We start from the raw sequence: 13823 nt of genomic DNA, 5'->3' as shown, positions 1-13823 counted from the left end.
GCTCTGGTGGGCGCTGCGCGCCCACCGCCAGAAGCCGGCCGCCAAGGCGGCCTATTGCGGTCTTTCCTTGCCGGGCGCTGCGCGCCAACGGCCAACGGATCACCTATCTTGGTTGTCTTCCAACATCTTTCGCATTTAGTACACCTTCGGACCGCTGCGCGCCCCGACCAAGTAGACCGCTACCGGGAAGTGGGGCACGCTGCGCGTACCCCACTTCCCGTGCGACTACTACTCACCCACAGTGAAATTCACATCGAGATACGAGAAATTGTCTCGTAGATGCTGCCGTACATCGTCGAGATCTACGGCCTCGTCCGCATCTTCTTGGCTACGCGCCGATCGCGTCATTGTTAATGCAACCGTGACATTCACTTCTACATCGAAGTCACGTTCTCGGCCTTCGAGCCCCCACTGTTCGCAGAACCTCTCGAACTCGCTGCACAGACTGTTCTCGTCCGCCCATTCGCACGCGGACTCGCTCATCCGCCTGACCCACTCGCGATGGTTCGCACGCTCGGTATTGGCGCTCTCGCGTACGGCCTGCAAGGTCCGTTCGACGGCGGCCCGTTCGTGGATCGGCCGCACATACTCACCGAACCACGCGGGAGCGGCCCCAGGTGACACCGTGACCGGTGAGATGTCACGTGTACGCACCAACCCCGTCCAGCTCTTGTAGGTGTGCTCGACGGCCATCAACGGCTCACGCCACACGACAGCAACGCTTGCATGGGTCTCGGTGGCATTGCGCTCGTCCACCGAGAACCATCCCGACGCGGCGATACCGCCGCTTCCATCACTTATCTGCACATAGGCCCCCTCTGCGGGGTATCCCGCAACCAGGGGCTCTGGCAAGGCCTCGAGCACGACGGCCCGGTTCGACCAGTCAGCACCCCCTAGAGACCCGTTGTCGAAGACCACCTCGAGCACGGACGCAACTGGCAACACTGAATCGACGATCGATGTCATGGCAGATTTCAGCCTCTCAATTCGGGTGACGGATGGTCAGTCCGCCGATCAACAGAACGCCTCTGAATCTACCATCGAAACACTTGCACTGGAAGACGTAGGAGTCATCGAAACACGTTGATAAACAAAGCGTTTGGGATCACATCTATCGACAAGACGCAACCCGGCAGCGGCCGCAATTGTCCCCGGCGCACTCGGTGCCGGGGACCGGGTGCGCCCTGTCCGAAGCCAATGCCGGAATAGGATCGCTCAGGTGCCCCGTCCCTTTCCTCTTCTCGACGACTCCGTCTTCACCTCCTCCGGATACAAGCGGAGTACCAAACGGGTGGGACCCGATCTCGAGGACGCCTGCCTCTGCGGATCCCGCCGGCGGACGCGGTCCTGCCATGCGACTGCAGCCGGTCGCTGGATCGTCTCGGAACCGCCACCCCTCCTGAACGATGCTCGCACTGGCTACGCACACCCCGAGTGCTTCGGCCAGGCAGGAGCAGACTGTTCCGACAAGATCAGTAGAGAGCATTGGATCAGTGCCAACATTCACCGGCAGCTGCACATCGACGGAAAAGCACCCATGCTCAGCGGCGCACCGTGGCTGCATGGAGCATCGAAATCGGTAGGCACAAAAGCACTAGCCTCGAAGATCCTCTGTGAGCACCACAACAATGCATTGTCACCTTTGGATTCCATTGCAGGACAGTTCTTTCAGGCAGTACGGGACATGCAGTTGTCCTTGGCGAGCACGACAGCACCTTTCCTGGGGCCGGCCGACGATCATTTCCTCCTTCTCAGTGGACCACGACTACAACTTTGGCTCCTCAAACTCGTTCTCGGGGGCGTGGCCTCACGCTCCTTCGGTGCGGCCGGCACACCCCTCAAGTCAGTCAGGACACAACCAGGGGTTGCGCTCCATGATATTCTTTGGCGCGGAGCGTTGTTCCCTAATCGATGGGGACTGCACGCTCGAAGGCACCGAGTCGATCCCAAGGGCACGCCAGAATCCATCGGCGTCATCAACCAAACAATTGACGACGAGGTATGCGGTGCAACAGTTCAATTCGGGGCACTCAATCTGAACCTCGGCCTTGGGGTGCCCGAGAACAGCGCGACGGTACAACCTGCTTCATACCGCTTCGATAGACCCTCGACAGACGTCCAGAAATACATTGCGCTTGCCTGGCCAGAGGACGGCCACGAACCCATCAGTTACTCGAACCTTGGATAGCCCACGGCGCGGCCGCTCCGCCACCAACAGCGTTGATAGCTCCCATTTCGACCTCGTATTCGCGATGTATTCTCGCGGGCATGACGCTCACCAGTTCGCTGGACCAGGCCAGTTCTACGATCCACGACGCCGGCCTCCGCATTCAATCTCTGCAGTCCACACTGGACGGCACCAAGCGAGACCTTGCGCAAACGCAGGAAGAACTGGCTCGCCTAGCTCTCGTTCTCGACACCTACGCTGCAGCTACCGAGGCTGGGCAACCTGCTGAAGGGAACCAGCTCAGACTGATCTCAGGAGCACTTGCTGCCGCAGCACAGAGCCTCACTAAGTCGTCCGACGCGCTTCGCGACGACGTGATCGCAGGCATCTAGCTAGCAGGTGACCGCCCCTTGGTCTCGGTCTCTGCGTCTCCGCGACGAGCTCGCCGGGCTTGCCAAGTACCTGATCGAACTGCATCGCTCGACAACCCGGTTTGGAGCTGGTTTGCCGCCAGGCGGGGAAGCCGTCGCTCGACACAGTTACGCAGCCCCGCCCCATAGCCCTGCAAGAGGATTGCCCACCCAGCGTAGTTGATTGAACGACCCTCGACGTCGCGCACGTGACAACAACAGTGACCCGTCGTGAATTGCTGAGCAGAACTCATCGATCCTGTTGAGCACCGACTCGGCCGGGGACGATTGCACTGTGATCCACACCGGAACCGAAAACTTTCGTATCCATTCCCACGTCTCACGGGATCCGGTAGCGGCCCACAGCAACAACACTATTCGGGTTCACGCTGTTGATGTTCGGGGTCCGATCGAACTGCGCCGCGCTACCGTTGATCTCGTCCTCGAACAGCAACTCGCACGCGCTCGACGAGTCGCGTTGACCGAACGTCCGTACGCGCAGCCGTGGCACGAATATTTGACCTCACTCGGCGACGGAGATCAGGAGTTTCTTGATCTGATAGAGGCGGCGTCCCAGCAGCTCGTAGCCCGGTCCGGACGCGCCGAGGTAGTTGCGAAGGTGTGCTTGGCTGTAATGCTCGCGTCTGGGTGTGTGGTTCGGCCGGCGTTCGACGGCGGAGCGCGGACGACCAATCGTGCAGCCGAGTCGGCCGACGGTCAGGACGACATGGCAGCGTTCCCGGAAACGTGGGCGGCGCGAGACGTCACTCGAAATAACAGGCTGGTGCTTGCAGTGGGATCGCTTCCTGCGAGCGATCCCACCTTGGCGGACGCCCTGATCACTGCGGTCGTACAGCCGTGCCGAGTCAGTGTGTTTCGCCCGCATTCTTGACAGAACACGGCGATACGCCCGGACAGTGATCGGGGATCGCTCTAGTCGAGCGATCCCAGGCGCGAGTCTTGCCGATGATCGTGGAACGACAGCATGTTGTGCGCGACGATCCACTGTAGAAACGAATCCGGGAGAGCGTGAATGGCGTCGGCATCGACGTGGTGCCCGACTTGGGTCAGGGCGTGACGGAAAAGCAGCACCTTCTGACGCTCGCCAGAGAGCCCGGGCCTGCTCGCCGAAGGCTCGAAACGCGGCGGCCACTCCAGAAGATCGCTGAAGTGCCATTCGATTAGATCGAGTGCGGCCAGATACTCCCGATGCGCCTTGGTCCCCGGCACGACCTTTGGGTAGAAGTACTGGTCAGTCGGGTCTTCTCCGGCTGTGAGACCGGTTTCTAATTCGCCCGGAACATAGTTCGGGGACGTCGGTGGCAACCGATGCACCCTGCCCGGATGTACGAGCACCCAGACTGCCTGCTCGTGGGATGTCGTTTGACCGCGTTCCAACGGTCCCGAGCAATCGACTCGGAACGACGTGGGGTCCGTTGTCACGAAAAAATTCTCGTTCATTCTCAGCGCTCTAGCGGTTGCGTGACCCCACCACTGGATATGGCAGCCTCCGCGCTGCTTGGTCCTAACCTGCGTCGCGTCCGCCCTCTCCGTGATCAAAAAACTGTTCCGAGAGAACGCCTTATGTGCATCCGGCACATCTAGTCGTCTGTATCCGTCGGTGACGTTCTTGGTGGGCCTACCGATTTCGAGGCGGTCCCCTTCCTCCAGCTGGATCGCAGGTCCGACCTGTTTCGGCGGGCTGAACCTTACGACGGGGACGCGCCTGTTGTTCGCACCGTCATCTCGGTACTTGACGATGTCCGAGGCCCACACTTCGACCGTGGTGTAATTCGTTGCCGTCATGAACTATTTTCCCTGCGTTCCTTGTGGTTTGCGACACGGGCCGATATCTTCTCGTACTGCGTCGATTGCCGCCACCGCTACCTCGGCTGCGACGGGAGCGGCATCCGCTGCACCGGATCGAGGCGACTGTTCACCGCCCAAGATTCGGACGGCGATGACTATTTCGGGGTTCTCTGCCGGCGCGAGTGCGACTACCCAGCCGTCGTAGGAACCGCGGTCGTCATCCGCGGTGCCGGTCTTCGCGGCGACCGGCATGTCGAGAATCCCGAGCTCGCCTGCGTGTCCGTCCTGCACGACCGCCCGCATACCGTCGAGCACGGGTCCGGTAACCGGGTTGTCGAGAACGAGTGCGGTTGCCGGTGGCGACGTAACGGAGTCGACATCCAGCTGGTCGTCTGTGCATTGCCCTAGCTGCACCCGCGCGCGGGGTAGTGCTCCGTTCGTCGCGAGTCGGCCCACCGCCACGGCCATTTCGTACGGTGATGCGCGGACGTCCTGCTGACCGAATCCCGTGCGCGCAAGCGCATCTGGGTCGTCGCCGACGCCTCCCACGACGATGCCGGGGTGAGTCGGGAAGTCGGCGGAATCGGCGGAGAGCACCGCGGTCATCTGGGTGATCGACTGCAGACCGGTTCGGATGGCGATCTCGGCGAATGCGGTGTTACTGGACTCCGCAAGTGCCTGGGTCAGATCGCCGCCGCCTTCGATGTTGCCGGCGTTGTGGACGATGCCGACCCCGCCCGGGGGTGTGTATTCGTCGCGAACCGGCGTGGTGGTGTTCTGTCCTGCGCTCAGGGCGCTGGCTGCGACGATGGTTTTGAACGTCGATCCCGGTGCGCTTTGCGAATACACCGCCGGGTAGCCGGCGTCATAGGAGTGTTGGTCCGAGCGGTGTGAGTAGAGGCCGAGGATACTGCCGTCCTTGAGGTCCAAGGCTACGACGTCCCCTTCGTATCCGCGGGTTTCGAGACCGTCGCGGGCAGCGGTCTGGACCGCTGAATCGAGGGAGGTGACCATTGTCGGTGATTCGCATGCCTTCTTCACAACAAGGTGTTCCAGCCATGGTCGTAAGCAAGTGCCGGCGCTCATGTTCGTGGCGACGAAGTAGGCGGCGTCGATGTCTCCGTTGAGCTGCGGTATCGACGACTCCAGGGTGCGGGTTTGCACGTCGGCATCGGTGGTCGCGTCACGCATCGTCGATGGGACGAGGAACGGCGTCCCGTCGCGGAAGACAACCGGGCCGGGGTTTCGTGACGCGGCATCCTGGGCTGCGGTTCGTGCGGGAACTTCGGGTACGACGGTTTGCCAGGCAACCAAAGTGATGACGATCAACCACAGTCCGAGGATCGCCCACTTCGTTCGGTCGACGCGTGCGACAACGCGGAGTTCGGGGACGCTTGGAACCGGCCGCCAGCGGTGGGATCCGATGCCGACGATAAGCCCGACGGCGATCCACATACAGGTCAGCGAGCTTCCTCCGTTGGAGAGGAACGGGACGACCATCCCCGTGACAGGCACCTTGTTGATGGTGGCGAGCGTGACGTACAGGGCTTGCACGGACACCATGGCTGCCAGGCCGGTCGAGATCAGGCGTGGCCCTGCGCTGGTGGCACGGATTGCCGACAGCCAGCAGGCGGTGACCAAGGCACCGAATAGGCAACAGATTGCTATGACCACTATCGCTCCCCGTTCCTCTCCGATGCCGGCGAGGACGAAGTCGTTCTCTACGTTGGCGACGTCGAGCGGGGATCCGTTGTTGAAGCCGGTGCCGAGCCAGCCTCCGGTCGCGAACGACCGAAGTGCCGCGCCTGTGTTCTGAAGCTGTCCGTCGGACGTGATGGGGTTCAACATCTGGTCGATGCGGGCGCGGAGCTTTCCCACACCGAAAAAGGTTGCGACGACGAGGACTGTACCGACGGCCGTAAATCCGATCCAGACGCGCGGTGGCGGGCCGCACACGATCAGCATGACTGCTACTGCACCGGTGAGCACGAGTACCGGACCGAGGTCGGATGCGTAGCCACCGAGGGCCGCGGCGAAGGCGACCGGCCAGCAGGCTAGCAACGCGGGCGTAACCCTTCCCGCTCGCAGCGCTGGTCCTGCGGCATACAGCATCGATCCCAATCCGATGATGATCAGGATTCTGGCCAGATCGCCCGTCTGTCCGACGAAGGGCCCGACAGATATCCAACCAGGGGCACCGTTGACTAGTACGCCGATCCCGGGCATGAGGGGAAGCGTCAGTGCGACACAACCTGCGACCGCTACGCCTGTCCCCGTGATCGAGCGAGCGGTGGTGTTCCACGTACTGCCGATCCACGCAGCGACGAGGAACGCGGCCACCCCGACCAAGGCCCACCGCGCCTGGTCGACGCCGCTACCCGGATAGAGCCTCTCCGCCGTCACGGCACCGAGGCACGTGAGGGTCCAGGCGGCGACTGGGATCACGAGGGAGGCGGATGCGCCCACAACGCGCCGAACGAACGCACACAACACGATCGGAACCACCGCTGCCGCCGCGACGTAGAGCAACGAATGCTGCACGGACCAACCCAGCTGGGCTGCTGCAGTCAGCACCAGCGCGGGAGGTCCCCCAAGAGCCGCGAGGTCGCTGGAACTCTGCCCGCCGCTGAAACCGGGTGCGCCGCCACCTGCTGGTCGAGTCGCCACCGCTTCCGTGTGTACCCGCAGGAGGGCGAGAACTGTGAGCGCCAGTACGGACAGCGTCGCGAGCATGTCGGCGATCATCTCGACGCCCCCGAGGCACTTCGTTTCACCAGACGTATCCGGTCGTGCTTTCCCAGTCGGATCACGCACTCGGACGTCGCCGCCCTCGGTTCGCGGGGGGCCACCCGGCTGTTGTCGAGCCAGGTGCCGTTGGTGCTGTCGAGATCTTCGACTTCGACCACCTGAGCGGCGGGATGCCAGCGCAGGGCAGCGTGTGCCCGTGAGACGGTCCGCGAGGAAACGACAATGTCGGATGTGGAGGATGCGCCGACCACGTAGCGCCGACCCTTGCGAAGAGCGACGCGTCGACCGTCGGGCAGATCGGCGAACCACAGCTCGGAGGCGTCACCCGGCGCGACATCGGTGATGTCGTCCTCGCCGCGCGGTCGGCGAGGGACGTCGCCGACTTGGTCGGTCGGAGAGTCGTCGCCGTCGGGATAGCGAAGTACTACCTCGACATCTCGTCGGCCGAGAGCCGGGTTTGCGCGGAGGGAGAACGCAACGCCGGAGTAGTTCCACGATTCTGCTTCAGCACGGGCGGCGAGATCTTCTCCCAGTTCACGGGAGAACTGCACCCAGATCGGCACGACGCGTTCATACATCTCCGGAGCGAGTTCGAGGAGCACGCCTACCGGCATGAACTTCGTTCGAGCGGTGCCGATCGCACCGCTCACGATCTTGTCCAGAACCCGGACACTAACGTTTTCGGGGGTGGGTAGAGGAACCCGAAGACGCTCCTGCACCGTCTTGGAGACGGCGCGAGGAGCGTTCCCCGCGAAAGTGCCCTGTGCGCGTTGGGTCCGAACCACTTTCGCAATGACAGCGGCTGTAGCGACCAGTGCTGCGATGATGATCAGAGCAGTCATGCTTTCCTCCTCGGTCGAGGAAAGCATGACGCGCTACGGCCTTCACGAACAGAACCGATGGATTCTGTAGTTCACGCGCGCTGGATTCGGCCCACGATCACTGTGATGTTGTCGGTCGCACCGGTTTTGGCAATCTCAACGAGGCGTTCTGCGATGTGAATCGTGGAGCGTTGTCGCGCCTCCACCAACGTTGATTCGATGTCATTCTCGTGCAGTGAGCCTTTCCACAGACCGTCCGTGGCGACGAGCACGATGTCGCCTGGTTCTGCCTCGTGGGCCCACACATCGGGCGTGACCGACCGCGCACCACCGATACTGCGTGTGAGCGTGTTGCCGGTCGAATGGTCTGCCGTCAATCTTCTCAGTCGCCGACCTCGCGCAGGAAGAATGTAGACGCGGCTGTCACCGACATGGGCGCCGTACAGATAGCCGGTTTCATCCAAGTGAACGATATCCAGAGTCGTTGCTCTTCCTCGATCCGCGGGGTCGTCGTCCTGGCGCGCGCGGACGTCGGTGTTCGCACGCGTAACCGCCGACGCCAGACTCATGCCGTCTTCCTCGATCGCATCGCGGACTGCCCGCAGCGCAGCGCGAGATGCTTGACCGCCGGCAGACCGCCCGCCGACCCCATCGGCTATACCCAGCAAAGACCCGCTGAGGATCGCCCAGTCCTGATTTTCTTTGCGCGGGCCGGCGTCCGTCGCGCTGTCGGCGTCGAAGAAGAGTGCGCCACCGCCGCCGCCGGGAAACGACAGTATTCGACCTACTGTCGATTCCTCGGTATCGATCCGGTCCGTCGATCGGCCGAACAACCGGTCAAGGGCTCCGCCTCGGGTGCTCGTACTCGTACTGGGCTCGCCACGATCGATTACGCGAGACGCAGGGGGCACACCGATATCGGTCATTTCGCTTTGCACAGAGTCGGTTTCACCGCCGAGTGGAACGTGACGGGTGACGGTCAGGCTGTCCGGGTTGACCGTTGCACGAGGCGCACTGAAATCGTCCGGACTCGCTTGCCGTAGCACCCGGTCGGGACCGAACGGTTGCGGTGCCGGTGTTCGCTCCGGACGGCGTTCATCGTGGAAGTCGAACAGGTTGCGAGACATGTCATTCCGATCGTCGCGGCGGGGGGAGGCGGCCTGTGATTGCGCCACAGGATCGAAGGGATCGTGTTCTGTCTGTTCCTCGCGATCGGTCCATGAAGCACCGGCCTGGGACCCAAGCCCTTGCCCACGTTCGCGGCGATACTTCAGGTCTGAAATGCCAATACCAGCAAACCGCCACACCATCAGTGGGACAACACTTCCCACGAGAAAGACTGCCAGTGCGGCGTTGTCACGGACGAAGTCGATTCTCCCCACACCGAAGACCAGCACAGCGACGAAAACGATCCACAACGCAGCGCAGGCTATCCGGGTACGCAGTGCCTCGCGGATCCCGATCTTCGCGGGCGGAACTGGCGAAGAGTTGGGGACCATCGCACGTGCCTCTCTCAGTGGTAGATGCTTGTTCATCGTATGCCCCTGACCGTCGAGCCGAGGCGTGCCAGAGCGTCCGACATCACGGCTTCGTCACCGCGGTTCTCGAGCAGCGCACCGGGGTCGGACAGGCTCTCACCCTCGGCCAACGTCAGAGCAGTGCGATCAACTCGATCGAGTGGGTTGTTCGATAGCCATCGTTCGACGAGATCAGCAAGCGGCGTAGGCACACCGGGGGTGATGACGTCCAGCCGGGGCGCGTCAGGCCTGGTCTTTTCCAGCCACCGTCGGTACTCGTCCGATCGGCGGTCGACTTTGCCGTTGTCGAGCAGGGGCATGTCGACCCAACGGGACTCGGCGAAGTCACGCGGGTACGCCCCCGAGATGAGCCGATAGACCATTGCGCCCACTGACCACAGGTCGCACAGTGCCGTTTGATGGCCGAGTCCGCGCCCCGGGAGGATCTGTTCGATCGCGGCGTAGTTGTACGTGCCGGTGAAGGTGGAGTCCATGTCGGTGAACCCTGCTTGATCGAATGCGCGGGTCGCTCCGGCGATACCGAAGTCGGTGAGCACAGCGTGAGGTTCTCCATTGATCAAGTCGACAAGGACGTTGGCAGGCTTGATGTCGAGGTGCAGGAAGCCGGCGCGGTGCGTCACGAGCAGAGCTTCCAGCGTCTGGTGGATCAACTCCAGCAGTGGAAGTATCGGCACTTCGTTACCCCATCGGTCCTCCACGTACTTCTTCATATCGCCTAGCGGGTAGTGCCTCATGACGATGAACGGTCTCTCGGAATCGTCGTCTAGCTGCACGTCTTGTCCACTGACTATGTCGACGACATGGTGCCGACCCAACGGAATGAGCCGAGCGAGAACGTCGCGTTCGAGCCCTTTTAACGCTGGCTGCTTGGCCGGCGCAAACGCAGGATCGATTTTCCCGATCTTGGCTACGAAGTATTCCTCCCGAGTCGTTTGGTCTTCGTCCTCACGATCTTTTCTGGTGCACAGCCAGAGGTCGTACCACCGTGTTCGAGCGTCCGGGAGTGGTTCCACGAGCTGGAATTTGTCCCCGTCAGTCGTTCGGAGGACGTATCCGGGTCCGACACCGTTCGTCGGTTCGGAGTCCGGGTCGACGAGTGTCTCCGGCTCATCGAGAACATCGTCACGGGCGTTGGTCGGGGATTGCCAGCGCCCCCGAATGTCGTCGGCTTGTTTCTCGAAGACGTCGGTGAAGAACGCGCGGCGTTGATCGGCCGCGGGCTTCTTCCATCCCCTCTGCTTTTCCAGGAAGTGTGGAACAGCGTGCACAGAGTCGTTGATCTTCTCGGCCAGTTCGTTGTTCGCGTCGATGCTGTCCTTGCGGACCCGCGCGTCATGACCGGTGGTGCCGCCGACGAACTTCGCGGTCAACGGCACCAGATCGATGCTGGCGAGCACGATGAACAACAGGATGCGTACTGCCCAGATAGTGGTTCCGTGTTCTCCGGAGGCAAGTGAGGACAGCGCGACGATCCGACGCAGTAGCCCGTTCTGGCTGGTGTCAGCCTCGCTGGGTACCGGTACAGCGTTGACCTGTTCGCTGACCAGAATCTGTGCTTGGCATGTATCGATGGCCTGCTGTGTCAGGTCAGTGCTCGTCGGTCCTTGGCCGCACGCTTGCAACTGGTCGGCGGTGAAGCCTGATGGTTTGAGTATCACCGTGTAGTCCTGGCGCGCAGCGACTGCTCGCTGAAGCGCTTCGTTCGCTCTCGCGACTGCAGCGGAGGCCTCTTGTCCTTCTGCGCCGAGCCCCGGGATGCCGGTTCCCGTCTCGCAGTCCGGTGCCGGGTTTGATTCGCACTTGAGCACGCGATTCGCGTCCTCGACCTGTTTCGTCGCGGCATCGACCGAGGCCGTGAGACGGTCGACGGCTGTGTTCGGGTACTCGATTTGCTCTTTGTACCTCTGCTCTGCCGATGCCTTGGCATCGAGCCGAGCCTGGTTGTACTCGTTCTGCTGCCGGACTGCTGCAGCATTGTTGTCTCGATCGACCTGCGCTGAGATCTCGTCGTCGAAAAGCGTCAGCTCAACGCCCTCGGCCATCAAGATCGCGATGCCCGCGGCGAGGAGAAAGCGCACGAAGAACAGGCTGAATTTGCTCCGCCACCGCGACGAGGTGAGCGGCCGGGAAACGATCAGGCGGTCGACGTTGAACACGACGATCGTCCACACCACTCCGATGGCAATCACCAGCGCCAGCGGCAGATTCGAGTAGCCAGTGGTAGCGAGCAGCACTGCGGAAATGCCCGAGATGATCGAGGTCACGATCACCGACATCCCCAGGCTGCAGTACCAGTTGAGCTCCGCTTTTTCCTTGATGTGCATCCAGTTGGCACCGCAGCAACCGAGTAGAAAGCGTGCGATGGGGCCGGGTCGAGTGATCGTGTCCGGTCGGGTGGGGGTTGTCATGGCCGTGGCCTTTCCGAATGCTGCTGAACGCCGACGGGATCGGCATCACGATGGTCGCAGGTGTTGAAGTAACTAGAAGTCATCCGCGTCGGCCGCTCTGCACGAGAAACAACAGAGGTAGGAGATCCACGCTGACCAGAACGAAGAACAGCCCGACCACGACGAGCCAGACCGGGCCCGCGTTCTCGGAGTTCCACAGCAAGGAACCGAATGCCTCGAGGTGCGGGAGAAGCCCGTTGCTCGAGCGCGCGGGTGGGTGCTCCGGGGCGAGTTGGTCGACGCTCGATTCGACCAGCAGCATGCCCTGACAGCGGTCGGAATCGTAGGGCGTCAACTCGGTCGTCTGTTTCGAGTATCCGCACGTTGCAAGTTGGACTGCGTCGAAGGGGGCAGGCACCGGAAAGACGGTGTACTCGGCAAGCCGCTGCTGGGCCGAAGTGCGCTCAGTGGTGACAGCATCCAGCTCTTCATTGGCCGCCACCGACCGAGGGCCTATTCCTACTTCGCCTGTGCCGGAAAAACAATCGGGTGAAGACGTCATCTCGCACATCACCATTTGCCAGGCCCCGGCTTCGCGCATTTCAAGACCGGAGACTGCGTCCTGCAGGCTGTCTCGCATCTGCGCAGGCTGCGACAGTTGCTCGGCGTACATCCTCGACGCGACATCACGGTTGGCTTCTCGGCTGCGGTACCACTCGTTCAAGTCGTCTTGTTGATGCATCGCCACGTTCACCGCGACCTGAGAGCGAACCTCTTGCCCGAAGATCGCCATCCCGAACACCCAGGAACCCGTCCCGGCAGTGAGCACGCTCACGGACGCCATGACGGCCACACTGACGAGATGCGATCCGGTTCGTCGCGACCGCGCGAACACGGTGGACGCCACGGTCGCCACCACGAGGCGGCGATACGAAAAGTAGAGGGCGGCAACAACGACGCTGACGATCGATGCCCACACAGGACCCATGTCGGCAAGCCCCGCAATGATCGTCGCGCTCAGCGCGACGATCATTGTCGAGAACAAACCAGCTACTCCGACGCTCTGCAGCAGAGTCCATGTACCAACGGGCGCAGTACGTACGTACGTCGGGCCGGCGCACCACACGAGCGCCTGGGAGAAACGACTCGGCCCGTACTGGCCGCTCAATTCCTCACCCCCTCGCTCGACTCCGCCGCCGACCGACCCGTCCGGATAGACCGTTGGCTCCTCGTCGTCGTAGGACGTCACGCTGCCTTCCCCGCTCATTGCGCTGCCCGATCGGTAGTCCGTAACTGCGGCCGACTATCGGCCATCCGCGCTGCGAACACGGCGACACCCGAGCTGCGCTCGGACGCACGTGGGCCACGCCGCGCTGCGCTCGTCGAATGCGCGTTATGCGCCTCGACAACACGGTCCGATCCACGAAGACAGATCAGATCGTCACAGCTGCAGTACAGTTCGGCGCTCACACCGACGCCGGAGGCAACGACCTGAACGACTCGAACGCCGGCAGCCCGGAGCGCGCGTGCAAGCGGTGCGAAGATGTGGTCCCCGGACGCGATGATCACCTCATCGTGCTGGTGAGCCACCCTGCCCACATCCACCGAATCGAGCAACGCGAGGTCCGCGGCATCCGGCGCGGACGTGACACCGATACGCCGAGCGTTCGCCGGGACGGCGAAGAATGCCGGCGCGGCATGTCGCCAGGCTGCGGCGACCGTAATCTGGTCACGCTCTCCGACACCCACATCGGTGACGTAGTCCGCCCACCAGGCGGAGCATCGGACAGCGGAAACGTCGCCGGACACCATGTTCTCGATGTCGAGCAAGTGCAATCTGGATGGATCGATTCGGCTAGCCCGGTCGTCGCTCATGACTTCTCCGATCTCCGTCAGGACCCGCATATACGGGGTCTGACGATGATCAAACTGGAGGAGAGGCG

At 62.4% G+C, this 13823-nt stretch carries 12 protein-coding genes; 3 read left to right on the top strand and 9 right to left on the bottom strand.

The window, feature by feature from the left end; translation table 11 throughout:
* Positions 1–228: 228 nt before the first annotated feature.
* Positions 229–966: a hypothetical protein gene (locus tag CH294_RS26260; RefSeq protein ID WP_015586238.1), complete on the bottom strand. Its 738-nt coding sequence runs from the start codon at positions 964–966 to the stop codon at positions 229–231.
* Between CH294_RS26260 and CH294_RS28040 the strand changes: the two genes are divergently transcribed.
* A complete protein-coding gene (locus CH294_RS28040) occupies positions 965–1087 on the top strand; it encodes a hypothetical protein (protein WP_255032396.1) in 123 nt (40 codons plus the stop codon). The genes CH294_RS26260 and CH294_RS28040 overlap by 2 nt on opposite strands.
* Before the next feature lie 1181 nt (positions 1088–2268).
* On the top strand, positions 2269–2559 hold the full coding sequence (locus CH294_RS26250; protein WP_032375883.1) for a hypothetical protein: 291 nt from the start codon (positions 2269–2271) through the stop codon (positions 2557–2559).
* Positions 2560–2917: 358 nt separating this feature from the next.
* Here CH294_RS26250 and CH294_RS27645 read toward each other — a convergent pair whose 3' ends face one another.
* Positions 2918–3088 carry a hypothetical protein gene (locus CH294_RS27645; protein ID WP_155289038.1) on the bottom strand — a complete coding sequence of 57 codons (171 nt, stop codon included), beginning with the start codon at positions 3086–3088 and terminating at the stop codon, positions 2918–2920.
* A 123-nt stretch (positions 3089–3211) separates the two neighbouring features.
* Here CH294_RS27645 and CH294_RS27315 point away from each other — a divergent pair, with 123 nt between their 5' ends.
* A complete protein-coding gene (locus CH294_RS27315; RefSeq protein ID WP_141215472.1) occupies positions 3212–3469 on the top strand; it encodes a hypothetical protein in 258 nt (85 codons plus the stop codon).
* A 41-nt stretch (positions 3470–3510) separates the two neighbouring features.
* Here CH294_RS27315 and CH294_RS27310 read toward each other — a convergent pair whose 3' ends face one another.
* From CH294_RS27310 to CH294_RS26210, 7 genes are all read right to left on the bottom strand, one after another.
* Complete coding sequence (locus tag CH294_RS27310; protein WP_139278548.1) at positions 3511–3807, bottom strand: hypothetical protein; 297 nt, start codon at positions 3805–3807, stop codon at positions 3511–3513.
* A 579-nt stretch (positions 3808–4386) separates the two neighbouring features.
* Positions 4387–7131 carry an FtsW/RodA/SpoVE family cell cycle protein gene (locus CH294_RS26235; RefSeq protein ID WP_015586233.1) on the bottom strand — a complete coding sequence of 915 codons (2745 nt, stop codon included), beginning with the start codon at positions 7129–7131 and terminating at the stop codon, positions 4387–4389.
* Positions 7128–7976 (bottom strand): FHA domain-containing protein, encoded by an 849-nt coding sequence (locus tag CH294_RS26230; protein ID WP_032392088.1) that lies wholly within the window; start codon positions 7974–7976, stop codon positions 7128–7130. Before CH294_RS26230 ends, CH294_RS26235 begins: the two co-directional genes overlap by 4 nt.
* A gap of 71 nt (positions 7977–8047) precedes the next feature.
* Complete coding sequence (locus CH294_RS26225; protein WP_157773226.1) at positions 8048–9082, bottom strand: protein phosphatase 2C domain-containing protein; 1035 nt, start codon at positions 9080–9082, stop codon at positions 8048–8050.
* A gap of 404 nt (positions 9083–9486) precedes the next feature.
* Positions 9487–11901 (bottom strand): DUF4407 domain-containing protein, encoded by a 2415-nt coding sequence (locus CH294_RS26220; RefSeq protein WP_015586230.1) that lies wholly within the window; start codon positions 11899–11901, stop codon positions 9487–9489.
* A gap of 79 nt (positions 11902–11980) precedes the next feature.
* Positions 11981–13129 (bottom strand): DUF4407 domain-containing protein, encoded by a 1149-nt coding sequence (locus tag CH294_RS26215; protein ID WP_157773223.1) that lies wholly within the window; start codon positions 13127–13129, stop codon positions 11981–11983.
* A gap of 14 nt (positions 13130–13143) precedes the next feature.
* Positions 13144–13755: an NYN domain-containing protein gene (locus CH294_RS26210; protein ID WP_157773221.1), complete on the bottom strand. Its 612-nt coding sequence runs from the start codon at positions 13753–13755 to the stop codon at positions 13144–13146.
* Between the last annotated feature and the right edge of the window lie 68 nt (positions 13756–13823).

The sequence above is a fragment of the Rhodococcus sp. 14-2483-1-1 genome (genome assembly GCF_002259335.1).
Lineage (GTDB): Bacteria > Actinomycetota > Actinomycetes > Mycobacteriales > Mycobacteriaceae > Rhodococcoides.
Note: the sequence above shows the minus strand (reverse complement) of the source record. Positions and strands in the feature narration are given on the sequence as shown.